The following is a 22116-nucleotide window of genomic DNA, read 5'->3' as shown; positions in this document are numbered from 1 at the left end:
TCTGAGTTGATCCCGGGCTGACTAGGCTCAAGCCATGGACATGCAGAGCTGGACCGCGGCAGACCTTCCGGTGCTTCACGGGCGCACGGCAGTCGTGACCGGTGCCACCAGCGGGGTCGGGTTCGCGACGGCGACCGCCCTGGCCCAGGCCGGGGCCCATGTGGTGCTGGGGGTGCGTGACACTCAGCGCGGGCGCACGGCTGCGGCGACCATGTCCGGCAGCACCGAGGTTCGCCATCTCGATCTGGCCGACCTGTCTTCGGTGCGGGCCTTCGCTCGATCCTGGAACGGCCCGCTGGACCTGCTGATCAACAATGCGGGGGTCGCGGGAGGTCGAGGTGCGGTGACCAAGGACGGCTTTGACCTGCAGTTCGGCACGAATCATCTGGGGCATTTCGCGCTGACGAATCTACTGCTGCCGCATCTGCGCGACCGGGTCGTCACCCTCGCCTCCGGGGCGCACCGGGCCGGTGACATCTACTTCGAGGACTTCGCGCTGCGCACCCGCCGATACTCGCTCGCCGAGACCTACGGTCAGTCGAAGCTTGCGAACCTGCTCTTCACCCTTGAGTTGGAGCGTAGGCTGCGCCGGTCCGGGTCCGCGGTGCAGTCGCAGGCCTCGCATCCCGGGTATTCAGACACGAATCTCGGCATACAGGGGCGCAGCAGGCCGCTGGTGGCCACGGTCAATCTCGCCGGACGGCTCTTGGCGCAGACCAGCGAACAAGGTGCTGTGCCCACGTTGTTTGCCGCGACTCAGGACCTGCCAGGGGCCAGCTACGTCGGTCCCGACGGGCGATGGGAGCTGCACGGCAGTCCTTGCCTGGTCGGGCGCTCATCGAAGGCCAGCGACCCCGCTCTGGCGCACAGGCTCTGGGAGGCCTCAGAGGAGCTCACCGGCGTCGGCTTCGGTCTGGACCCGGAGTAGCGGATCAGAGCACCGGCCGCAGCGGGATCAGCGCCCACTCCGTCGCGCGCGCCATCGGGTGGCGTTCCCGCCAGGTATCAGCACTCACGACCTCGCAGTGCTCGCTGTCGCTCTGGAAGACCTTCTCCATCTCGGCGGCGAACCCTGGGTCGATGACTTCGACGTTGGACTCGTAGTTGAAGGACAGCGACAACCTGTCGATGTTGGCCGTGCCGATCGTTGACCACTCGCCGTCGATCGTCGCGGTCTTCGAATGCATCATGCTGCTCGCGTAGAGCAGGATCGAGATGCCGGAATCGAGCATCTCCCCGAAGAAGCCTCGGGACACCCAGTCCGCGAGCACGTGGTTCGAATCCTTGGGCACCATGACCTGCACGTCCACGCCGCGCTCCGCGGCGAGCTTCAATGCTCGCAGGATCTGCTGGTCCGGGATGAAGTAGGGGGTCGAGATCCAGATCCGCTCGTTGGCTCGCTCGATGGCCTTCAAGTACATGTTGCGGATCGGGTACACCAGGTCCACCGGCAGATTGGCGACGACGCGGACCGACGGATCCCAGCTGTCCGGGGCGATCCAAGAAATCCGCTCCGCCGCGGGTCGATCCTCGTTCCACAGTCGCGCGATCGTCTGACGGAGCCCCCAGACGGCGGGGCCCACCTCGCGGAGGTGGGTGTCGCGCCATTTCTTCGCGTAGAGAGAGCCGATGTTGTATCCGCCGACGAAACCGACCGCGTCGTCCACGACGAGGATCTTGGAGTGATTGAAGCCTGTGGACCGAATGGGAGCCTTCCAGAAGCTTCGTCCCGCCGCCGGCATGCGATAGACCCGGATGTCCTCATCGAGCTGCGCGTAGAAGGAACGCGGCACCACGAGGTTCGCGAATCCGTCATAGATGATGAACACCTCCACTCCGCGACGAGCCGCCGCGTTGAAGGCGTCGATGAACTGCTGGCCGACCTCATCGTTCTTCCAGATATAGGTCTTCATCAGAACCGAATCTTCTGCCGCGCCGATGGCCTCGAGCATGTCCCCATAGAGCGCTTCACCATCGGTGTAGATGCGCATCGGGGACTCTTCGACCTCGGTGTGGAACGTTCCTGGGCGGGGAGCGTCCCGATCCTTGCGCTGGCCGTGCTTGAAGAGATCCACCGCCACCACCGAGAGTGCCGCCACCGTCGGAACCGCCAGGGCGGAGGCCGCGACCGCAAGCGGAAGAGTCTTGCGCGGAGACCGACGGCTGACGAGGTGTCGCTTGTGCATCAGGAAGCTCATGGAGCCACTCTAATTGGCCGGAGCATTCACACACGTGGTGGACGCGTCACACTGGATGCCCCGCCAGCCGACACCTCTTGACCTGGTGGCCGCCAGGGTCTCTCATGGAGTCATCGACTGGGTCCGTGTCACCTTCTACACAGGGTTCCGGCCAGTTGGACCCAGCCGGCCGCACCCGGAAGAGAGCCTGTCATGGTGCGCATGTTGCTTCAGGCCGCGATCAATGTGGTGATGGCCGCCGTCGCAATGCTGGTGGCCGGAACCTTGATCGATGGTGTGACCCTCCAGCCGGCGGGATTCGTCACCGCCGTCGTCGTCTTCGTCCTGGCGCAGGCCATCCTGGGTCCGTTCGTGTTCAACATGGCCCGCCAGTACGCCTCCGCAATCCTCGGCGCGGTCGGCCTGGTCTCAACCCTTCTGGCCGTATGGGTTGCGACCCTCGTGACGGACGGTCTCACGCTCTCCACGCCGATGGCGTGGATCTTGACGCCTCTGGTGGTCTGGATCATCACGGCTCTGGGCACATGGATCCTCGGGTACCTCGTGCTCAAGCGCTGGTGGGATAAGCGCGCTGAGGAGAAGAACATCCGCCAAGCCCTCGCATGAGCCCAGCGGCCGGTGGCACCGGTGGTCCTGAACAGAAGGAGCCCGGAGCGATGCCCGGTGTGAACAGCCAGGCGACGCCGACCGCGACCACGCTGCTGAGACTGTCGGTCCCGGCGATCCTCATCGGTGTCGTCTCGGCGCTGGGGCTGTTCCTCGTGGAGGGAACAGCTCACCTGCTTGAACACGTCCTATGGGTGGACCTCCCCGGCCTGTTCAACCTTGATCCCGACTCGGGCTGGTGGATCTTTGCGGTCCTGAGCGGGGTGGGTCTGGCGGTCGGGGTGGTCTGTACCTTCGCCCCTGGTCGCGGCGGACGTGACTCTGCCACCGTGGAGCTGCTGGCGCCGCCGCTGCCGCTCGCCGCCGTGCCGGGACTCATCCTCGTGAGCCTGCTGGTGCTGGCCGGAGGCGTCAGCCTCGGTCCAGAATCGCCCATCATCGCGATCAACACGGCCATACTGGTGGCGGTGATCGTGAGATTCTGGCCGCGCATCGACGTGAAGCTGGTGATGCTGATGACGGCTGCGGGAACCATCGGGGCCCTGTTTGGAACGCCGGTGGCCGCCGCGCTGGTATTGACCGGAGTAGTGGCGGCTGCCAACACCGGGGGCGCGCTCTGGGACAGACTCTTCCTGCCGCTCCTCGCCGCGGCGACCGGCTCCCTGACGGTGCGTATGCTCGACGGCCCCCAGTTCGGGGCCACGGACATGCCGCCCCTCGGGGCGCCGCATCCGTCGGATCTCCTGACCGGCGCGCTCGTCGCCTGTGCCGCCGCGCTGGTCATTCTCGCAGGGGCCTCCGTCTTCAGGGCGCTGCATGAGAGTTTTCGCAGGCTGCGGAGCCCGCTGCTCTACACCACGTTGGGCGGAGTCATCCTCGGGGGACTCGGGGCGCTCGGCGGGCCGGTGACGCTGTTCAAGGGCGGCCAGCAGATGGCAGATCTCATCCGAGGTGCCGAGGACCTGACCACCGCAGAGCTGCTGCTCATCGTTGCGGTCAAGCTGACGGCGCTGCTCGTGGCAGCCACGGCCGGATTCCGCGGAGGCCGCATCTTCCCTGCGGTCTTCATCGGAGCAGCGGTGGGCCTCGTGGCTCAGTCGCTCATGCCCGAGGTCCCGCTGGGTCTGGCGCTCGCCTGCGGGATCCTCGGGGCCGTGCTCGCCGAATCCCGCGACGGGTGGATCGCGCTGTTCATCGCCGTCGTCGTGGTCGGGGACATCTCGGTTCTGGCCGTCCTGTGCGTGGTGGTCCTGCCCGTGTGGCTCCTCGTCATGGGCGCACCGAAGATGCTGGTTCCCACGGCGGATCATCAGGTATCCGCGTGACTCCGGTCTCGTCTGGTGAGTTCCGTTGGTCGGAACTACTCACGGGGCAATAAGGTAGTGCTCCGTGAGCACTCAGACCCCCGCCTCCCAGACTTCCGCGCCCCGGCAGCTCGGGACCCTCGACCGGTATTTCCACATCACCGCCCGCGGCTCGAGCATCGGTCGGGAGGTGCGCGGCGGACTGGCCACCTTCTTCGCGATGTCCTACATCATCGTGCTGAACCCGCTGATCATCGGTGCCTCAGCCGACTCCACCGGGAACTTCCTCGGCGGCGGCTCGGAACCGAACCTGCCCGCCGTCGCCGCCGCGACCTCACTGATCTCTGGTCTGATGACCATCCTGATGGGCGTGATCGGCAAGTTCCCGATGGCCGTCTCCTCCTCGCTGGGGCTCTCGGCCTTCATCACCTACGGCATCGTCGTGCTCCCGGGCATGACCTGGGCCGATGCCATGGGACTGGTGGTCATCGAAGGTGTGATCCTGCTGGTCCTGGTGCTCACCGGCTTCCGCTCCGCCATCTTCAACGCCGTCCCCGGCGCGCTGAAGATCGCGATCAGCGTGGGCATCGGGCTCTTCATCGCCCTGATCGGCATGGTCAACGCCGGCTTCATCCAGAACAATCAGGGCACCGGACTGGAGCTCGGCGTCGGCGGCTCCCTCTTCGGCTGGCCCATCTTCATCTTCCTCATCGCGATGTTCGCCCTGTTCGCCATGTGGGCCGCGAAGGTTCGCGGCGCGATCCTCTACTCGATCGTGGGCGCCACGGTGCTCGCGATCACCCTGGAATCGGTGTTCCGCATCGGTCCGCAGACTGCCGCAGACGGCACCGAGAACCCCTACGGCTGGGGCCTGACCGTCCCGACGCTGAACCAGGACTGGCTGACCATGCCGGACCTGAGCCTGATCGGTGACTTCAACCTGCTGGGCTCCTGGCAGAGCATCGGCGTGGTCGCGGCCACCCTCGCGATCTTCACCCTGCTGCTGGCCAACTTCTTCGACCTGCTGGGCACGATGGTGGGCGTCTCCAACGCCGGCGGGATCAAGGACGCCGACGGCGAGATCCCGCACTCCCGCCGGATCATGGTCGCCGACGCGGTGGGCACCATCGGTGGCGGCGTGGGCTCCACCTCGGTGAACTCAGGGTTCATCGAGTCCACCGTTGGCGTGGGCGACGGCGCGCGGACCGGTCTGGCCAACGTGGTCACCGGCGTGCTCTTCCTGGCCACCATCGTGCTGGCCCCGCTGGCCGCCGTGATCCCCACCGAGGCGGCCTCAGCCACCCTGGTGCTGGTCGGCTTCCTGATGATGCAGCAGATCGTGCGGATCGACTGGACCGATGTGGAGATGGCGATCCCCGCCTTCATGACCATCGTGGTCATGCCCTTCTCCTACTCGATCACCAACGGCATCGGCGCAGGATTCATCAGCTACGTGGCGATCAAGGTCTTCCGCGGCAAATGGCGTGAGGTGCACCCGCTGATGTACGTCACCGCGGCGCTGTTCGTGCTCTATTTCATCTCCGGGCCCATCCAGGAGGCTCTGGGAGTCGGCTGACCCCGCTGCAGAACGGGCATGCGTGCAACGTGGTCCTGCGGCGTGCGGCTCGCCTGGCATGTGAGCGTGGCACGGGTCACGGGAAGCATCCGGATCAACGCGTCGGTGGATCGCGTCTTCGACACGGTCGCTGAGGCTCCGGCACCAGATCCGAGCCTCCCGAAGTCCCGACCGGGCACAGCGCCGCGTATCCGCAGCTGTCACGGAACATGGGACTTAAGGTCCTGGTGCCCTCCTGAGCGGCGGCGAGAAGATGGGCCCTGAAAGGAGAACGACATCATGGATGCTGTCATCGTCTACGAGTCCGCGTGGGGAAACACCAAGATCATCGCCGAGGCGGTGGCGGAGGGACTGGCCGCCACCATTGATATCGGGATGGTCCTCGATGTCAGCTTCGCCCCGCCTGCCGACATGGTCAAAGCCGACCTGCTCGTCGTCGGCGCCCCGACCCATGCCTTCGGGCTGAGCCGACCACAGACTCGCGAGGAGGCCGCTAGGCGTGGCGGACACCCCGGGGAGACGGGACTTCGGGAGTGGATCAGCGCCGCCGGCGACGTCCACCTGCCGGTCGCGGTGTTCGACACCCATGTCCGCCATCCGAACCTCCCAGGTGCGGCCAGCAAGAAGGCCGCAAAGCTGCTGCGCAGCCGCGGCGCCTCGCTGCTTGCGAAACCAGAGAGCTTCTACGTCGAGGGCTATGAGGGCCCCGTCCTGCCCGGGGAGATCGACCGAGCCACGAAATGGGGTGCCGAGCTGGCTCAGCGGTTGCCGGAGAGCTCCCGTGTGGCCTGATCGGAGCGTCCCTCGCGCTTCTGGTCCCGGTGAAGCCTGAGGTCTATTCGATGCTCGGGACCTGGCTCGCGGACCTCTCGCCCTGGAGGTTCGGCGTGCTTCACAATCTGTGGGACCGCACCTTTGGTGCGCACCCGCAGGTCTGGGGCGCTGTGCTGGGCGTGGGTTATGAAGCCGTGATCGGGGTATCGGCGCTGTCACGGAACCCACGCCGCAGGCTCCTCGGCCTCAGCGGGGTCGTACTCTTCAAACTGGGACTGCTGGCCCTGGGTCTGTGGTGGTGGGCCCTGCCGTGGCTGGCCGTGCTCATCCCGACGATCGTCTTCACCGCTGGTTCGCCAGCTCGCCTGCTCGCGGGCCCGGTGAGTGGCTCAGGCCAGGTCCATGCCGGGACGATGACGTCAATACCAGGCGGCTGAGAACTCTGCGTGGTGCTTCTCCGGGGCGGAGGCCCGCATGAGGAGGACCAGCACCACGAACCATCCGACGATGGGAATGAACCCGAGGAAGAACATCGACCCGGGGAGCCCGGAGTCGTGGAGTCGGCGCCAGGTGACAGCGAGCAGCGGGGGGATGGTGAGCGCCGCGATGAGCAGATGCAGGCAGAGGATGGCGGCTGCGAAGACCGCGCCGAAGCCTTCGAGCCAGACGCTGGGGGAGAAGCCAGCGATCCCGAAGAGGTTCTGCGCGTCGGTCACTATATCTTGGGCGAACAGTGTGCTGATGGTGATGATGGCCGTCATCCCGATGGCGGCGTGGACGAGGATCAGGAACAGGAAGGGCCACCAGAACTCCGGGCGGGTGGAGTAGCCCCTGAACTGGACGTAGTTCTCGAAGAAGGACGAGAGTGTCGCGTCTGGCCCGTAGACATCGCCCACTGGCCACGTGGTCTGACCGGCGTATGACTGCATTGCACCTCCTCGATCTGCTCATGCGGAGAAAGGGTCGAGAGACCGTCTCGATTGAGCACACTCTGATCGTTTTTTGTCATGAAATAAAGAGTCTTTGGTCCTATTGACTTTTTTGGCCGATCTCATGCGGGACGGCTGCCGTGCAGTGACCCGTGTCCGTGCCCGGTCCTAGGCTCACCTCTGTTGCTATCGAATGTATGTTCGAATACGATGAGGCTTCCGGGCTTCCCATCGGCTTCGTCATACCTCTTGGAGACATGAAAGAGGGAGCATGCCCATGTCCACTGTTATTCGTCCCGAAGCCGACCGAGCACCCCGCCGCGGAGCGGTGACGCTCACCGAATCCATCGATGTTGAATGCGACGAGCAGTTCCTGCCCCATCGGGTGATCTGGAAAGAGCGGAGGCACCTCGTGGTCGAAGCCCCTGTCCGCTGGTATCAGCGGCGCAGCTGGTGGCTGGAGGAGCCCCGTGCCGAGCGAGGTCGCCCCGGACTGGTGGCTCATGAGATCTGGCGGCTGCAGGTCCAGCTTGAAGCCACATCCCGCACCGAGGCCGCCGAGGTGCACACCATTGATGTCAGCCGGCATCTGGCCTCCGGGCGCTGGCGTCTGGTGCGGGTCCATTGACCTTCACCCACCTGAATGTGGCCAGCTCCTTCAGCAGCCACTACGGCACCAATCGGCCTGAGGAACTGGTGGCCGCCGCCGCGGCGGATGAGATGACGGCGCTGGCCATCACCGATCGTGACGGGCTCTACGGGGCGGTCAAGCACCTCGGCGCCTGCATCGACCTGGGCATCGCACCGATCCTCGGGGTCAGCCTTGCCGTGGAGGACCGCGGCCGGGCCGTGGTCCTCGCCAGCAATGCCTCCGGAGGGTATGCGGCGCTGTGTCAGCTGATCTCCCTCGCCCACGAACGCCCGCAGGGCGAGGCCGCCCGGGTGACCCTGCAGGATCTGGCCGAGTGCGGGTCACCCGGGGAGGGCCAGGTGCGCCGTCGGCTGTTCGTCCTGGCCGGGCCGGAGAGCGAGATCGGTGCCGCCGCGGCCTCACGGGATTACCGCAGCACCCGGGCACTGCTGCGCCAATGGCGTGAGGTGCTCGGCGAGGCGCTGCGGGTGGAGGTCGTCTCCCATCTGGCGCCTCCGGGGGAGCCGCTGTCCACCGCCCATGCGGTCCGGATGCTCAGCGCGGCCCAGGTCAGCCGGGTCACCCCGGTGCTGACCAATGCGGTGCGGCTGCTGAGCACCGATGAGGCCGCCACCGCTGATGTGTTGGACGCCGTGCGGGTGCTCTCGGACCTGCACAGCACCTCGGCGCTGCAGCCCACCGATCAGGGCTGGCTGAAACCGGCCGCGGAGATGAAGGCACTGGCCGCAGAGATCTGCGCGGCCAGCAGCACCCCGATCCCGGCCGAGGAGCTGCTGGTCAACACCGAGGCGCTGGGGCGCCAGTGCCAGCTGGATCCGGTCACGGACATGGGCTGGGGCCAGCCCAAGGTGCCCGAGACCTCCGTGATCGGGATCGAGGGAGATCCGGATGAGGAGCTGCGCGCCCGCTGCGAAGCAGGCCTGGCGGAGATGCTCGCCCAGGAGAGCGCGGCCGAAGCGAGCGCTGACCAGAGAAGCGCGGGTGTGGCCCGGGCGCGGCTGGAGCACGAGCTGAGCATCATCGCCGACCTCGGCTTCGCCCCCTATTTCTTGACCGTGGCCGAGGTGGCCCGGCTGATCCGCGAGATGGGGGTCCGTGCCGCGGCCCGCGGCTCGGCGGTCTCCTCGCTGGTGGTCCACGCGCTGGGGATCAGCCCCATCGATCCGCTGCAGCACGGACTGATCTTCGAACGCTTCCTCTCCCGCCGGCGCTCCACCCTTCCCGATATCGACATCGACGTGGAGTCCTCCGAGCGGCACCGGATCTACCGAGCCGTGTTCAGACGCTTCGGGGCCCAGCGGGTCACCCTGATGAGCATGCAGAACGCCTACCGGATCCGCGGCGCGGTCCGGGACGCCGGGCTCGCACTGGGGCTCCCCGAGGAGGAGATCGACCAGCTGGCGGAGATCATGTGGCGCTTCCCCGCCCGGGAGTTCCGCCGCGCCCTTCAGGAGAAGCCCGAGCTGCAGAGCCTGGCCGAGCGGATCGAGACCGAACGCAGCTCCGGACGCCAGCAGCTGGACCTGCTGGTGGACCTCTCCGAACGCCTGGACCGGCTGCCTCGGCACATCTCCACCCACCCCTGCGGCGTGATCCTGGGCAACGACAACCTGCTCAAGCTCACCCCGGTGGAGCGCTCGGGCGTCAACGGGCTGCCGATGAGCCAGTTCGACAAGGACGATATGGACCCGATGGGGTTCATCAAGCTCGACATCCTCGGGGTGCGGATGCAGTCGGCGATCGCCTATGCCCTCACCGAGCTCGAACGCACCACCGGGGAGGTGATCGACATGGTCAAAGACGTGGACTATGCCGATCCCGCGACCTTCGCGATGATCCAATCCACCCATACCCTGGGCTGCTTCCAGATCGAGAGCCCCGGGCAGCGCGAGCTGATCGGCAAGCTGGTGCCCAAGACGCTCAATGACCTGGTGGTGGACATCTCGCTGTTCCGCCCCGGGCCTATGGGCTCTGGCATGGTCAAGCCCTACCTGGAACGCCGCCACGGCTACGAGACGGTGGGCTACCCGCACCCCGATCTGGCCGAGATCCTCGACGAGACCTACGGGGTGGTGGTCTTCCACGAACAGGTGCTGCGGATCTTCGACACCATGACCGGCTGCGGCCTGGACGTGGCCGATGAGCTGCGCCGCGCGATGAGCAAGGACAAGTCAGGACCCGTGGAGATCTTCTTCCGCGAGGAGACGGTCAAGCGCGGCTACTCCGCCGCGGTGATCGACCGGGTCTGGGAGATCCTGCTCAGCTTCGGCAGCTTCGGATTCTGCAAGGCCCACGGGGCGGCCTTCGCCGTGCCCACCTACCAGTCGGCCTGGCTGAAGACCCATCACCCCGCGCACTTCCTCTGTGGACTCTTCGAACATGACCCGGGCATGTACCCGCTGCGGCTGCTGGTCTCCGAGGCCCGCCGGCTGAAGATCCCGCTGCTGCCGATGGACGTCAACCGCTCCACCAGCAGCTACCACGTGGAGGCGACCTCGGTGGCGGGGCTGCCGGTGTGGGGTATCCGGATGTCGCTGATCGGGCTGAAGGGGATCTCCAAGGCCGAGCTGCGCCGGATCGAGGCGGAGCAGCCCTTCGCCTCGCTGGCGGACCTGCGCGACCGGTCCCGGTTGAAACGCTCCACGCTGCGCGATCTGGCCAAGGTGGGCGCCCTGGACTGCCTGCTGCCGGAGGGTCGGAAGAACCGCAAGGACCTCATCCAGTGGGTGGAGTCCACCAACCTGGAGTACGCCAAGAAGCTGCCGGTGCGCCAGGTCCAGGGTCAGCTGTCGCTGCCCATCGGGGACGTGGAGATCGCGAACATGCCCACCGGTGCGGGGGAGCTGGAGGCCCGGGAGATCGTCACCACCGAGCTGGACCTGACCTCGCTGGACACCAGCGGGCACGTGATGGACTTCCATCACCCGGTGCTGCAGGCCGCCGGGGTCACCTTCGCCGAAGACCTGCTGTCCCTGCGCAACGGCGCCACCGTCCGGGTCGCCGGGATCCGGGTGGCCACCCAGACCCCGCCGATGGCCTCGGGCAAACGGGTCGTGTTCATCACCCTCGACGACGGCACCGGCTGCGTGGACCTGAGCTTCTTCGAGGAGGCCCAGCGCAACACCGGGGAGTGTCTCTTCGCGGCGAAGATGCTGATCGCCGAGGGCACCATTCGGCGCACCGGACCGCGGGCGGTCACCGTGCAGGCGACCCGCGCCTGGGATCTGCGTGGGGAGACCGTGCCGGGGCGGCTTCCCGCTGCAGCAGGCTCTGCTTGATCTGCACCCCGTAGCGGAAGCCGCCGAGCCCGCCGTCGGTGCGGATGACCCGATGGCAGGGCACGAACAGCGCCGCCGCGTTCATCGCGCAGGCCCCGGCCGCCGCTCGGACCGCCGCAGGACGTCCCGCTCGCTGGGCGTACCCGGCGTAGGTCAGCGGGGCTCCCGGCGCCACCTGGCGCAGCACCTCCCAGGCGTGTTCACGGAAGGGTCCCGAGCGCTGCTGCACCGGGACGCTGTCCACGGCGGAGGTGTCACCGGCGTAATAGGCCTCCATCGCCTCGACCGCCTGGTCCAGCACCGAAGGGCCAGGTGGCTGCGGAGTCTCAGCATCCGGTGCGGGATCCCTGTGGCCGGTGCGTTCCCGCAGCTCGGGATGGATCAGCTCAACCAGGGAGGTGATATCACAGGTCCATCCGGAGGCCAGGACGTGACTGTCATCAGCCACCAAGCTGAAAGGTCCATCAGGAGTTGTGAGACTGACATGCTGCAATCTTGTGTCAAGGATTCTCATGCTGAAGAGTCCTTTCAGGTATGACGTGGTGGGTGTGAGCTGGTGGGGTGGCTGCCGTCTGCCACAGGTGCATCGCGGCGTAGGACCGCCAGGGCGACCAGCGCCGGGCATGAGACTCCAGAGTTCGATGCGCGGCAGCCTTGTTCAGCCCCGGCTCCAGCAGGCCGAGCTTCTTGGCGCCGTTGAGCAGGACGACGTCGCCGGTCATCCAGACATCAGGGTCGCCCAGCACGCGCAGCATCAGGTAGGAGGCGGTCCACTGCCCGATGCCCGGCATGGCGGTGAGCTGATCATGCAGCTCCCGGGTGTCTGCCCCCTGGTGCACGCCGAGCGCTCCGCTGGTCAGGGCCGCCGCCGCGGTGCGCACGGTGGTGATGGAGCGGGCGGGCAGTCGCAGCGGCCGTTCCGGGTCCAGGGCTGGCGGGTCGGAACCGGCGCGCGACGGCGGCGCCGGGACCCCGGCGGAGATCTGCTCCGCGGTGGGGAACAGCCGGGACAGCCCCGCGAAGGACGACGCGTGCTCGGTGCCCAGCGCGTCGACGAGCCGGCTCAGATGCGTGCGGGCGGCCGCCACCGAGATCTGTTGGCCCACGATGGCGCGGATCAGGTATTCCGGGCCATCGGCGGTGCCAGGGATCCGCAGCCCGGGGGAGCGGGCGACCAGGGGAGCCAGCGCGGGGTCGGTGGAGAGTGCGGCGCCGACGGCGAGCGGGTCGGCGTCGAGGTCGAAGAGCCGACGCGCCACGGCGACGGCGGCGGGAATATCCGCCCAGGCGCTGAGTTCACACTCCAGGTGCAGTCGCCAGTGCAGGCATGAGGGTGCAGGGTCGTCCCGGGCTTGGCCTGGGCTGGCCGGGGTTGCGGTGACCTGGATCGCGGCCGGTCCGTGGGCCAGCCGCAGGGTGCGCGCGTAGACCAGCGCCTCGCCGTCGAGCTGGGTGAACTCCACACCGGGGATCGCACGTTCAGCCAGGAAGGTGAAGAGCGCCACCGCGTTGAAGGGGTCCCGCACCGGCAGGGCGAGGCGCAGGGCAAGGCGCTGAGCAGGAGGCGAATCGGCGCCGAACGGGCGGACCAGACTCGATTCGGTGAACCCGCTGGACCCGCCGGCTTCTGCGGACTCCCGGGCGGTGCCGGCGGACCGGTGGGCTCGCTGGCGGATCTCCCGGGGCGCCGCGCCGAGGACACTTCGCGCCGTGTCGTTGAACTGGCGCACCGAGGAGAACCCGGAAGCGAAGGCGATCTCGGTGATCGGCAGTGACGTGCCGACCAGCAGACTGCGAGCCAGGTGGATCCGGTGGGCCCGGGCCAGCGCCAGTGGTCCCGCCCCCAGTTCGGCGCTCAGGGTTCGGTGCAGGTGACGGCTGCTGTAACCGAGCCGTGCACTGAGGGCCTCCACTCCGCCGTCGTTCATCGTGCCTTCGCGGATCAGCCGCATGGCGCGGCCGGCCAGGTCTTGGCGAGTGTTCCACTCCGGGGTGCCCGGGGCAGCCTCGGGCAGGCACCGTTTGCAGGCCCGGTAGCCGTGCTCGTGCGCGGCGGCGGAGGTGGAGTAGAAGGTGATGTTCTCAGGCTTCGGGGTCTGCGCCGGGCAGGAGGGGCGGCAGTAGATCCTCGTGGAGGAGACCGCGGTGTAGAACTGCCCGTCGAAGCGGCGATCCCGGGACCTCACGGCCCGGTAGCGGCGCTCGAATACTTCCTCCTGGTCCATGTCTTCCATTCCACCTCTCGCGCACGCGGAAAGCTAGCGGGAATCGGACCTGGCCGTGGCCTTGCCCGATCCTGCGCGGAGGAACACGCGGGGCAGCGCCGCGAGGGCCAGGCAGCTCACCGCATCGACGAAGGGACTGACCTCGAGACACCCCTCGGAGAGCACCGCTGGACTGAACTGCATGACGTAGAAGACGGTGAAGAATATGCCCACCACTGCGCCTGTCGGAGCGTCGCCTCCTGTCCCTGCCCCGCCCCAGCTCCCGCGCGACGCAAAGGCACAGGCTCGCTGGAAGCCTTGGGCGAGGCCAGCTGCTGCGGCGACTTCGGAGCCGCTTCGGAGAAGGTCCGATCATCTCTGCGGTCGCTGTTGGTCATGTTTTCTCCTCTGGTGGTCTGAAGGTTTCACGCAGTCCCTCGCGGCTGCTGGGATGCGCCAGTCTGTGAGTCCGGCTCCGCGAAAGGGGTGGGCGCCTGCCCGCCCGGGTGGTGATGAAGACCCCCAGAACGACGACGAGCGCACCGGTGATCTTGGGCAGCGTCAGCTGGGCGTCGAGCCACAGCACCGCGCCGGCCATCGTGGCGACCGGAAGGAAGTTCAAGAAGATGGAGGCGCGGGAGGCACCGAGCTGCTGGACCGCGCGGTTGTAGAAGAACAGGGCGAGCAGGCCGGGAAAGACTCCCAGGTAGATCAGACCCGGAAGGTGTTCGGCCGCGCTGAAGGCCGGCACCCCGAGCACCGCCCATTCGATGACGACCAACGGCGCCAGGATCACCGCGGCGAGCCCGGTCATCACCAGAAGCACGCTGAAGGTGGGAAACAGACTGAGGTAGCGCGTGACGGCCAGCGAATAGACCGCCCAGGACGCGACCGCCCCGATCATGATTCCGTCACCGATGTTCCACTCCAGCTGTGCCAGGGCGAAGATCTGACCATCGGTGATCACCCACAGCGCCCCGAGGATCGACAGCGCCAACCCTGACCATTGCAGCGCATACAGCCTTTCCCGCAGCACCAGGGCGCTCAGCGCCAGAGTCAGCGCGGGAATCAGGGTCTCCAGCACCGAGACATTCGTCGAGGAGGTGAACTGGAGAGCGGCGTAGATGAAGGTGTTGAAGAACGCGACGCCGGTCAGGGTGAGCAGCAGCAGCGGCTTCCACTCGTGGAGGAACAGGCCTCTGGATCGCCACGCCGTCCTGGCCGCCAGAGGCACGAGGCAGAGAAAAGCGACGGCCAGTCGTGAAAACGCGATGGTCAGCGGCGGCAGATCGTTGAGCGCCTCTCCGACCAGAATGTTTCCCGCGTAGAAGATCACGACCATGACCATCAACAGGTAGGGGAGCATCAGAGTGGTTCCTGGTCGATGATCGAGGGCGGAGGCGTGGTCCGGTGTCGGAACACCGGCGAGGTCAGGTACTCAGACTATCGCCGTGGTGACCTTCAGCTCGCTGTCACGAGGCGCCGGCGAATCTCCTCCGCCACGGCCTCAGAGTCATGGGCGCTCAACAGACAGGTCTTGCGCGCATCGCGGACTTCGATGAATGGCCCACCGACGAGGAGCCCTGCTTTCCCATCTGCGAGAACGCGATACCCGGCTCCCTCGGCGAATCCTGTCTCAGGACCCTCTTCGACCGAGAGGATCTCGACCCAGGCAATGCTCACACGGGAGATCTCCATGCAGCGGGCGGTCAGTCCCTCATCACGGGCTGTGATCGTGACCCGCCAGCTGAGCTACCGGCGGAGCCTTCTATAGACTTTTCCGACGATCTTCCGAAGTCCTGGCGGAAGTTGTGGACGGCGCGCTAAGGCCTGCCGTCCGGCGGAGCTGTGTGCCTCGGACAGGTAGTCATTGATCGCCTTGTCTCCACCGTCTTCCATCAAGCTCTTCTGCGCCTGTGCCAGCCGGAATCCTCCGAGGCTGCCTCGGTGATAGAGAAACTTGGCGAAGCGCTGGTACTGCTGAAGGCTGATCCGTGGATGTGCAGCCAGGACCTCAGCGTTGGTGGACTGCAGCAGAGTGCTCCAGCTTCGCCGGGGTTCGACGGCCTCCCCCTTCAGGGTCTTCTCCGCATCGGCGAACAGCGCATCGAAGTAGTCGAGCACCTCTTGGCTGTAGGTGATCGTGCGTTTGAACTCCGCCCCTGATGAGAACGTGAATTCGCCGAAGTACGGGCCGTCGTCGGTGTCGTAGAGGTCGACTCTGACGAACGGGGCATCGGTCATCTTCGCGAGCTCGATGGCCCACCGGGAGAGCATCACCGCAGAGCGCGGGACCACCGGAACTCCTGGCTGCAGGTCCTTCGGCTTGAAGATGTAGTCCCGCCCTGCGACGAGTGGCTTCAGATCTCCGTCCAGCTTGACCATGCGGGGCGGTGAGTAGTTCCGGTCGATCTGCGCGACCATGCCGATCTGTCCCTGGAACATGTAGAACTTGTAGTCGAAGGGCACCGCACCGGGCTGGGCTCCGCGAAGGAGCTCCTCCACGATCCATTCGGCCTTCTTGCCTGGGAATGCTGTCGCTACCGAATCCTGCTTCTCCCGAATTCCCTCAAGCGTCCATTCGCGCAGAGCCATATGGTCGTAGTACCGGTCCGCGTCGATGCGTTCGAGCAGCATGACTCCCTTGGCTGACCAGCCATTCGCGAATTTGAGCGCCACCCGGTCCCCGAGGACGTCTGAGGTGATCTGATTCGTGGAGGTGAGGACCGCGTGCTGCTTGGGCAATCCGATTCGTTCCCCGCCGAGAGTCTTCTCCGCGAGAAGCTGATGAACGTAGGTCTTGTTCGATAGGTCACGACGATGCTGGGAGCCGCGGTTCCAAAACTCGGCCGTCACGAAATTCAAAAAGGGTGATTTCGTATCGGTTATGGCGGATGTCATGTAGGGGTACCGGTTCTTTGCGCGTCGTGATGAGTCAGCCCTGAGAGCTGCTGGTCGATTTCCACCACCGAAGTGGTGCATGGGCCGCGATCCTGCCCGCGCGTGATCTGAGGATCAGGTTGTCAGGGGTTCTAGGATGCAGCTCCCGCTTTTCTGCGGTTTCAACCGTATATGTGAGTGGGCTCATCTGCGTTTCTGTGACGCCGAAGTACACGTTGTGGTCGCGATTAGTGATCCCGTAGTGGGGTCATTTCCAACAGCGAGTCCTGTTCCGTGCTTCAGAAGTCTAGATCGGCTTCTGCGGCTGCTTGTTCATTGCGGTCCCGACGGCGTCGAAGCTCAGAAGGGCAGACGCGCAATCTCGATCTGGGACTGAGCGGCCAGCCGCTTGGTGGTTCGTGTCTGAGTGTCTGGGCGCAGTCGTCAGGAGACCAGCCTTGCAGCCCATCTGGCTGGGCCTGCGCGCCCCGCGAGCCGGCCCCCTCCTCCGACAGGTTGCGGTCACCGACGGGGTAGACCACATGTTCGTGGATCTACCGGACGGGCGCATGCACTTCGCCGCAATCACCCGGACCCGCCGCGGCCAAGACATCTTGGCGCGGCTCGACACTCTCGAGCCTGAGCTCCTTGCGCTCTACGTGGCACTGTCGCGCGATGCAGAGCTCTCGAAGGCTGCGGCGCCGCGGGCGTCGGATTTCCTCCCCACGAGACCCGCCGGCTCTTCGCAGACCCCATCGCCATCGGTGCGGACGCGAGGTCGGCGGTGGTCGAGGGCGCGGGTCCCTTCAACGTCGGTGAAGACCCGGAGGCCACGACAATTGCCCTCCGAACCCCCGATCTGGAAAGCTCAGAGCATGTGTGGACGCTACGTCATGGCCAAGGACACCGGTGATCTGGCCGATGATCTGAACCGGGCGCGGCTCGGGCCGGTGCAGCCGCCGGCTTTCGAGATCGCGCCGAATTGGAACGTCGCCCCGACCTCCACGGTGCCCATCCTGGTGGAGCGCTATGACGACGCCGGGGAGCTCTTGCGTGAACTCCATCCTGCTCGCTGGGGACTGCTTCCGGTCTGGGCCAAGGACATGACATTCAGCTCCCGGACCTTCAATGCCCGTTCCGAGACTGTCGCTTCCAAACCCAGCTTCCGCTCGGCGGCGAAATCTCGGCGCTGTGCGGTCCCCGCCGAGGCCTACTACGAGTGGAAGGCGCAGGGAGCGAAGAAGCGACCGCATGCGATCCGTTCCGCTGATGGCTCACCTCTGGTCTTCGCCGGACTCTACGAAAGGTGGAAGGACAAGAACGCCGAGGCCCGCGGCGAGTCCGACCCCTGGATCCTCTCCTGCACCATCCTCACCGGGCCCTCCCCGGAGACCACCGACGACGGTGTGCTCAGCGAGCTCGCCGCGCTGCATGACCGCATCCCCCTGGCGATGACCGAGGAGTTCGCCGCTCAGTGGATCCACCCGGGGGAGAAGACGCCTGAGGAGCTCGAGGTGCTGCTTGAGCAGCTGCGCGGGGAGATCCCCGAGGCCGCCTCGGGCTGGGAGATCTACGAGGTGGACCCGGCGGTGGGCAACGTGCGCAACAACGGACCGCAACTCTTGGAACCTACACCGACTCTGTGGAGATGAACGTGCGGTGATCCGCCTTGGCGTCACCACGGCTCCGCCGCAGCGACAAGCACCCCCGGGAACAGCAGGAGCAGACCATGATTGCGTTGGACCTCACCGGCAAGACAGCCTTCGTGAGTGGTTCCACTCAGGGCATCGGCTTCGCAATAGCGAAGCGGCTCGCCGAGGCCGGAGCTCGCGTGGGGATCAACGGCCGCAGCGCCCACAAGGTGGAGGCCGCCATCCTCATTCTCGCCAAGGACGGTCTGCCCGAAGAGCTTCTCATCGGCGCACCCGGGGATGTGACCACGGATGAGGGGTTGACCGAAGCCCTCGGGGCCGTCGGCGAGGTAGACATTCTGGTCAACAACCTCGGCATCTTCGGCGCCCAGCCGGCCCTGGAGATCCCCGATGCCGACTGGCAGCGGTTCTGGGAGGTCAACGTCCTCTCCGCGGTTCGGCTGATCCGCGCCACACTGCCGAAGATGATGGCCCGCGGCTGGGGCCGAGTCGTGAACATCGCCAGTGATTCCGCCGTCGTGATCCCCGCCGAGATGATCCACTACGGAGCCACCAAATCGGCGCTGCTTGCCGTCTCGCGCGGTTTCGCGAAAGAAGCTGCCGGATCTGGTGTGACGGTGAACTCGGTGTTGGCAGGGCCCACCCTCACTGCAGGCATCGAAGACTTCGTCTACCAGCTGGTGGATTCATCCAAGTCCTGGGCCGAAGCGCAGCGAGAGTTCATGCAGGAACACCGCGCCCAGTCGCTGCTGCACCGACTCATCGAACCCGAGGAGATCGGGAACATGGTCGCCTATCTCGCCTCACCGCTGGCCTCGGCCACCACCGGTGGCGCGCTGCGGGTCGACGGTGGTTACGTCGATTCGATCCTGCCGTGACCGGGGCGGAAGGCGGTGGCACCAGCACCCCTGGAGGAGTCGCCCAAGGTTTCGCGCAGGCGTGGAAGGCTGCTGACGCCGACGCCCTGGCCGCGCTCCTCGTCGAGGATGCGAACTTCGTCGACGTGGTCGGTCTCTGGTGGAACAGCCGGAAGCGGATCCGGGCCGCGCATGACTACGGATTCCGGCACCCGGCAGGGTGTCATCAGCTTCACCTTCCAGCGGCAGCCTGGGACAGCAGAGGACGACGACGGCGCCTGGCTCGCCGTCAGCGCGCAGAACACCGATCGGGTCCCGGGTGCGGAGACGATGACCGCCGATAGCGAGTCACTCCAGGCCACGGCCGATCAGGACCTCAGCGTGAATCTGCGCAGTTGAGGTGGGCGCGCCAGCCCAGCTGACTCTCACCCGGGTGCTCAGCCTCGACGGGGAGCTCCCGATACCGCTAGGCCCCTATCTCGCACAAAGACGCCCAGATTCTGACGTTTGACCTGGAACAGTTCTGTCGCCTCGATCAGATCGCTCAGTTTTCGATAGCCGTAGTTTCTCGGGTCCAGCGATGCCTGGTTGCTGATCTGTTGCCCCACGGCACCGAGATTCGCCCAACCGTCGTCGCCGCGGGCAGCTTCGACAGCATTGCGCATCAGGAGGACAAGGCCGGCATCACCGCCCACGGACTTCGCGACGCTTGGACCACCCGTCGAGGCGCGTGTGCTGCCGGAGAGCTGCCTCAGGCTTTCCACGTAGATGAACTGAGAACAGGCATTGACGAACGGCTTGGGAGTCTTATTCTCGCCGAAGCCGTACACTTTCAGGCCGTCCGCCAGTATCCGCATCACCAGCGGCGTGAAGTCCGCGTCGCTCGACAGGAGGGCGAACGCGTCGATCGAGCCCGCACGAAGCAGATCCATCGCATCAATCACCATCGCCATATCGGCAGAATTCTTCCCGGTGCTGTAGGCAAATTGCTGCATCGGTCGGATCGCGTATGGATGGAGGGCGGCCTCCCACTGCTGGAGCCGGGGACTCTTCCAGTTGCCGTACGCTCGTCGGACGGTGGCAACGCCATGGCGCGCGACTTCTGCGAGCACAACGTCAACCTTTGAGGCTGGCGCGTTTTCGACATCTATGAGCAACGCGATTCGCTTCTTGTCACTATTCACTTGTTGATCATGGAGCTCCACCTTCTGGTGGTCAACTTCTCACACGAGTTAACATGCTTTCAGGATGGAAGAAACTAACCATCTTCACTCTCTTGAACCACCGGATCCTCCCCGCGCAGGAAGTACGCGCCGACGGACCCGGCAAGTGTCGCGAAGACGCCTACGGAGTACGCCGCCAGCACCAGGTGTACCACTTTGGAGAACGGGTCCTCGGTGGTTATTCCGGTGCCGGTCACGGTGGCCAGCGCCGCCTCGTAGAGCGCGGTGGTGTAGTCGGTGTGGGATTCGAAGGCGTAGAGCAGCTGACTCGCCGCCAGGATGACGACGGCGGTCACCGCGGCGAGCCAGCCGATGCGGCTGGAGAGCAGCCGCCCGGCTGACCGGGAACCGCGCACCCCGGCGGAGAGGATCCCTCCCACCCGTGCGACGCGCGTCACGCGCAGCACCCGCACTGCCTGCAGCGCGCGGACGAAGCGCAGGAACGGCACCAGCAGGAAGATCACCTGCCACCAGTTCCGCCGCCAGAACGCCCTCTGGAACCCGGCAACATACGCGCGCAGAAGGAATTCCGCGACGAAGACGGCCCAGAACACCCAGCCGGCGACGCTCAGCGCCCGGCTCCATCCGGGCTCGGTGACGAGCATCTGGCCCAGAAAGACGAACAGGAACAAGATGCCGAGCATGCCCATGGGTCGGTCCAGCTGTGCCGCGAGGCGTTCGGCGGCATTCTCCCGCTCTGCCTGCTGCGCCGGTGCGCGCGTGGATCGGCTTCTCACGGTCTGCTGACCTCCATAGGTGATGCGATGGGTTCCCTCCCGCCACTCTACGAGGGCGGCCGGAGCTGTTCTGGCCGCGAGGAAGATTGACGGGAGCAGGCCTGGGCGATGGAATGATCCGATGGAGCTATTCGCGATCATCCTCTGGGTTCTGGCAGCGGTGCTCTTCACCGCGTCCTTCGACATGCTCCGGAGAGTGAATCCCGACTCCCGGCTGCCGTTCTTCTTCGGCAAACCGCCGATCAATCCACCACAGGTCGCTGTGGTGCGGCTCCTGGCGTTCGTCTGCTTCCTCGCAAGTGCCTGGATCTTCAGTGACGTCTACGGTCGCTCGGCCGGTCCGATCCTGATCCTGCTGGGCACGCTGCCGGGCTGTCTGCGGAACCTCTTGCACAACCGCCGGGTCACTGCAGCCGCCGCCGAAGGTGCTTCATGATCGAGATCCTCAGCGCCACCGGACTTGCCCGCGCGCGAGTCACCGGCGCACTGGTCGCCGACATTCTGCAGACCATGAAGCGCCGCGCGACGGTGGGCACGAACCTGCTGGAGATCGACGACTGGACCCGGGAGATGATCTTCGAGGCCCGCGCCACCTCCTGCTACGTGGCCTACGAGCCATCCTTCGGGCGCGGACCCTTCGGCCACTACATCTGCACCTCGGTGAACGACGCGGTGCTCCACGGCAAGCCGCATGACCACACGCTGGCCGACGGTGACCTGCTCACCCTCGACCTCGCAGTGTCGCTGGACGGGGTGGTCGCGGACTCGGCGATCAGCTTCATCGTCGGGAACTCTGCGCCGCCCGAGGACGTGGCGATGATAGAGGCCACCGAACGGGCGCTGGCTGCGGGGATCGCCGCCGCCGGCCCGGGAGCCCGGATCGGGGACCTCTCCCACGCCATCGGCATGGTTCTCACAGAGGCTGGGTATCCGATCAACACTCAGTTCGGCGGACACGGCCTGGGATCGACCATGCACCAGGACCCGCACGTCGTGAACACCGGCCGCCCAGGACGCGGATATCAGCTCCAGCCCGGCCTGCTGCTCGCGCTGGAGCCCTGGATCATGGCCGACACCGATGAACTGCGCACCGACGCCGACGGGTGGACGCTGCGCAGCGCCACCGGAGCCCGCACTGCCCACAGCGAGCACACCATCGCGATCACCGAGGACGGAGCCGAGATCCTCACCCTGCCGACACCTGGCAGGTTCGACTAGTTGCACTCAGCCACGGGTCACTGCCACC

Annotated in this window: 23 protein-coding genes; 13 read left to right on the top strand and 10 right to left on the bottom strand. The window is 66.1% G+C overall.

Annotated features, from left to right (window positions below; translation table 11 throughout):
* Window positions 1-34 precede the first annotated feature (34 nt).
* Window positions 35-928, top strand: coding sequence for an oxidoreductase (locus tag LSI54_RS09375; protein ID WP_241478224.1), 894 nt, complete (start codon window positions 35-37; stop codon window positions 926-928).
* Window positions 929-932: 4 nt separating this feature from the next.
* Here LSI54_RS09375 and LSI54_RS09370 read toward each other — a convergent pair whose 3' ends face one another.
* On the bottom strand, window positions 933-2198 hold the full coding sequence (locus LSI54_RS09370) for a phospholipase D-like domain-containing protein (RefSeq protein WP_241464622.1): 1266 nt from the start codon (window positions 2196-2198) through the stop codon (window positions 933-935).
* 201 nt (window positions 2199-2399) lie between these two features.
* On the opposite strand from LSI54_RS09370, the gene LSI54_RS09365 reads away from it, so the two are divergent.
* The 5 genes from LSI54_RS09365 (at window position 2400) to LSI54_RS09345 (ending at window position 6895) form a co-directional block, all read left to right on the top strand.
* On the top strand, window positions 2400-2804 hold the full coding sequence (locus LSI54_RS09365) for a phage holin family protein (RefSeq protein WP_241476188.1): 405 nt from the start codon (window positions 2400-2402) through the stop codon (window positions 2802-2804).
* Window positions 2805-2854: 50 nt separating this feature from the next.
* Entirely contained in the window at window positions 2855-4129 is a 1275-nt protein-coding gene (locus LSI54_RS09360) for an ion channel protein (protein ID WP_241478223.1), read from the top strand.
* A 64-nt stretch (window positions 4130-4193) separates the two neighbouring features.
* The gene (locus LSI54_RS09355) at window positions 4194-5684 is read left to right on the top strand and encodes an NCS2 family permease (protein ID WP_241464625.1); all 1491 of its coding nucleotides are present in this window, start codon (window positions 4194-4196) and stop codon (window positions 5682-5684) included.
* Between the two features lie 279 nt (window positions 5685-5963).
* On the top strand, window positions 5964-6476 hold the full coding sequence (locus LSI54_RS09350) for a flavodoxin family protein (RefSeq protein WP_241464626.1): 513 nt from the start codon (window positions 5964-5966) through the stop codon (window positions 6474-6476).
* Window positions 6477-6571: 95 nt separating this feature from the next.
* Window positions 6572-6895: a hypothetical protein gene (locus tag LSI54_RS09345; protein ID WP_241478222.1), complete on the top strand. Its 324-nt coding sequence runs from the start codon at window positions 6572-6574 to the stop codon at window positions 6893-6895.
* Here LSI54_RS09345 and LSI54_RS09340 read toward each other — a convergent pair.
* Window positions 6878-7387, bottom strand: coding sequence for a DUF805 domain-containing protein (locus LSI54_RS09340; RefSeq protein ID WP_241464627.1), 510 nt, complete (start codon window positions 7385-7387; stop codon window positions 6878-6880). The genes LSI54_RS09345 and LSI54_RS09340 overlap by 18 nt on opposite strands.
* Before the next feature lie 277 nt (window positions 7388-7664).
* Here LSI54_RS09340 and LSI54_RS09335 point away from each other — a divergent pair, with 277 nt between their 5' ends.
* Both LSI54_RS09335 and LSI54_RS09330 read left to right on the top strand, forming a co-directional pair.
* The gene (locus LSI54_RS09335) at window positions 7665-8015 is read left to right on the top strand and encodes a hypothetical protein (RefSeq protein WP_241464628.1); all 351 of its coding nucleotides are present in this window, start codon (window positions 7665-7667) and stop codon (window positions 8013-8015) included.
* Window positions 8012-11317 carry a DNA polymerase III subunit alpha gene (locus LSI54_RS09330; protein ID WP_274617592.1) on the top strand — a complete coding sequence of 1102 codons (3306 nt, stop codon included), beginning with the start codon at window positions 8012-8014 and terminating at the stop codon, window positions 11315-11317. Before LSI54_RS09335 ends, LSI54_RS09330 begins: the two co-directional genes overlap by 4 nt.
* Here LSI54_RS09330 and LSI54_RS09325 read toward each other — a convergent pair.
* The 6 genes from LSI54_RS09325 to LSI54_RS09300 form a co-directional block, all read right to left on the bottom strand.
* Window positions 11235-11831: a methylated-DNA--[protein]-cysteine S-methyltransferase gene (locus tag LSI54_RS09325; RefSeq protein ID WP_241478220.1), complete on the bottom strand. Its 597-nt coding sequence runs from the start codon at window positions 11829-11831 to the stop codon at window positions 11235-11237. The genes LSI54_RS09330 and LSI54_RS09325 overlap by 83 nt on opposite strands.
* Complete coding sequence (locus tag LSI54_RS09320; protein WP_241478219.1) at window positions 11818-13542, bottom strand: DNA-3-methyladenine glycosylase 2 family protein; 1725 nt, start codon at window positions 13540-13542, stop codon at window positions 11818-11820. Before LSI54_RS09320 ends, LSI54_RS09325 begins: the two co-directional genes overlap by 14 nt.
* 33 nt (window positions 13543-13575) lie before the next feature.
* Window positions 13576-13755 carry a hypothetical protein gene (locus LSI54_RS09315; RefSeq protein WP_241478218.1) on the bottom strand — a complete coding sequence of 60 codons (180 nt, stop codon included), beginning with the start codon at window positions 13753-13755 and terminating at the stop codon, window positions 13576-13578.
* A 160-nt stretch (window positions 13756-13915) separates the two neighbouring features.
* Window positions 13916-14887 carry a DMT family transporter gene (locus LSI54_RS09310; protein ID WP_241478217.1) on the bottom strand — a complete coding sequence of 324 codons (972 nt, stop codon included), beginning with the start codon at window positions 14885-14887 and terminating at the stop codon, window positions 13916-13918.
* 95 nt (window positions 14888-14982) lie between these two features.
* Window positions 14983-15219 carry a hypothetical protein gene (locus LSI54_RS09305; RefSeq protein ID WP_241464634.1) on the bottom strand — a complete coding sequence of 79 codons (237 nt, stop codon included), beginning with the start codon at window positions 15217-15219 and terminating at the stop codon, window positions 14983-14985.
* A 54-nt stretch (window positions 15220-15273) separates the two neighbouring features.
* Window positions 15274-16377: an ATP-grasp fold amidoligase family protein gene (locus LSI54_RS09300; RefSeq protein ID WP_241478262.1), complete on the bottom strand. Its 1104-nt coding sequence runs from the start codon at window positions 16375-16377 to the stop codon at window positions 15274-15276.
* Window positions 16378-17276: 899 nt separating this feature from the next.
* Here LSI54_RS09300 and LSI54_RS09295 point away from each other — a divergent pair.
* From LSI54_RS09295 to LSI54_RS09285, 3 genes are all read left to right on the top strand, one after another.
* Window positions 17277-18053 (top strand): SOS response-associated peptidase, encoded by a 777-nt coding sequence (locus LSI54_RS09295; RefSeq protein ID WP_241478216.1) that lies wholly within the window; start codon window positions 17277-17279, stop codon window positions 18051-18053.
* Window positions 18054-18133: 80 nt separating this feature from the next.
* Window positions 18134-18931 (top strand): SDR family NAD(P)-dependent oxidoreductase, encoded by a 798-nt coding sequence (locus LSI54_RS09290; protein WP_241465081.1) that lies wholly within the window; start codon window positions 18134-18136, stop codon window positions 18929-18931.
* A gap of 171 nt (window positions 18932-19102) precedes the next feature.
* A complete protein-coding gene (locus LSI54_RS09285) occupies window positions 19103-19309 on the top strand; it encodes a hypothetical protein (protein WP_241469509.1) in 207 nt (68 codons plus the stop codon).
* A gap of 38 nt (window positions 19310-19347) precedes the next feature.
* Here LSI54_RS09285 and LSI54_RS09280 read toward each other — a convergent pair whose 3' ends face one another.
* A complete protein-coding gene (locus LSI54_RS09280) occupies window positions 19348-20115 on the bottom strand; it encodes an NYN domain-containing protein (protein WP_241464638.1) in 768 nt (255 codons plus the stop codon).
* A 53-nt stretch (window positions 20116-20168) separates the two neighbouring features.
* Complete coding sequence (locus tag LSI54_RS09275) at window positions 20169-20870, bottom strand: ion transporter (protein ID WP_241464639.1); 702 nt, start codon at window positions 20868-20870, stop codon at window positions 20169-20171.
* A gap of 121 nt (window positions 20871-20991) precedes the next feature.
* On the opposite strand from LSI54_RS09275, the gene LSI54_RS09270 reads away from it, so the two are divergent.
* Together LSI54_RS09270 and map are read left to right on the top strand one after the other, a co-directional pair.
* Window positions 20992-21306 carry a hypothetical protein gene (locus tag LSI54_RS09270; protein ID WP_241464640.1) on the top strand — a complete coding sequence of 105 codons (315 nt, stop codon included), beginning with the start codon at window positions 20992-20994 and terminating at the stop codon, window positions 21304-21306.
* The gene (gene map, locus LSI54_RS09265; protein WP_241464641.1) at window positions 21303-22088 is read left to right on the top strand and encodes a type I methionyl aminopeptidase; all 786 of its coding nucleotides are present in this window, start codon (window positions 21303-21305) and stop codon (window positions 22086-22088) included. Before LSI54_RS09270 ends, map begins: the two co-directional genes overlap by 4 nt.
* Window positions 22089-22116 lie beyond the last annotated feature (28 nt).

This window comes from Nesterenkonia sp. AY15, from assembly GCF_022565855.1.
GTDB lineage: Bacteria > Actinomycetota > Actinomycetes > Actinomycetales > Micrococcaceae > Nesterenkonia.
The sequence above is the reverse complement of the archived record's forward strand: the minus strand, read 5'-3'. Positions and strand labels throughout refer to the sequence as shown.

Excerpts from the sequence above, each read along its gene's own strand:
- LSI54_RS09350 (WP_241464626.1), top strand. The coding sequence starts at position 5,964 with ATGGATGCTGTCATCGTCTACGAGTCCGCGTGGGGAAACACCAAGATC.
- LSI54_RS09335 (WP_241464628.1), top strand. The coding sequence starts at position 7,665 with ATGTCCACTGTTATTCGTCCCGAAGCCGACCGAGCACCCCGCCGCGGA.
- LSI54_RS09325 (WP_241478220.1), bottom strand. The coding sequence starts at position 11,831 with ATGAGAATCCTTGACACAAGATTGCAGCATGTCAGTCTCACAACTCCT.
- LSI54_RS09320 (WP_241478219.1), bottom strand. The coding sequence starts at position 13,542 with ATGGACCAGGAGGAAGTATTCGAGCGCCGCTACCGGGCCGTGAGGTCC.
- LSI54_RS09365 (WP_241476188.1), top strand. The coding sequence starts at position 2,400 with ATGTTGCTTCAGGCCGCGATCAATGTGGTGATGGCCGCCGTCGCAATG.
- LSI54_RS09270 (WP_241464640.1), top strand. The coding sequence starts at position 20,992 with ATGGAGCTATTCGCGATCATCCTCTGGGTTCTGGCAGCGGTGCTCTTC.
- LSI54_RS09340 (WP_241464627.1), bottom strand. The coding sequence starts at position 7,387 with ATGCAGTCATACGCCGGTCAGACCACGTGGCCAGTGGGCGATGTCTAC.
- LSI54_RS09370 (WP_241464622.1), bottom strand. The coding sequence starts at position 2,198 with ATGAGCTTCCTGATGCACAAGCGACACCTCGTCAGCCGTCGGTCTCCG.
- map (WP_241464641.1), top strand. The coding sequence starts at position 21,303 with ATGATCGAGATCCTCAGCGCCACCGGACTTGCCCGCGCGCGAGTCACC.
- LSI54_RS09360 (WP_241478223.1), top strand. The coding sequence starts at position 2,855 with ATGCCCGGTGTGAACAGCCAGGCGACGCCGACCGCGACCACGCTGCTG.
- LSI54_RS09310 (WP_241478217.1), bottom strand. The coding sequence starts at position 14,887 with ATGCTCCCCTACCTGTTGATGGTCATGGTCGTGATCTTCTACGCGGGA.
- LSI54_RS09305 (WP_241464634.1), bottom strand. The coding sequence starts at position 15,219 with ATGGAGATCTCCCGTGTGAGCATTGCCTGGGTCGAGATCCTCTCGGTC.
- LSI54_RS09375 (WP_241478224.1), top strand. The coding sequence starts at position 35 with ATGGACATGCAGAGCTGGACCGCGGCAGACCTTCCGGTGCTTCACGGG.
- LSI54_RS09295 (WP_241478216.1), top strand. The coding sequence starts at position 17,277 with ATGTGTGGACGCTACGTCATGGCCAAGGACACCGGTGATCTGGCCGAT.
- LSI54_RS09285 (WP_241469509.1), top strand. The coding sequence starts at position 19,103 with ATGACTACGGATTCCGGCACCCGGCAGGGTGTCATCAGCTTCACCTTC.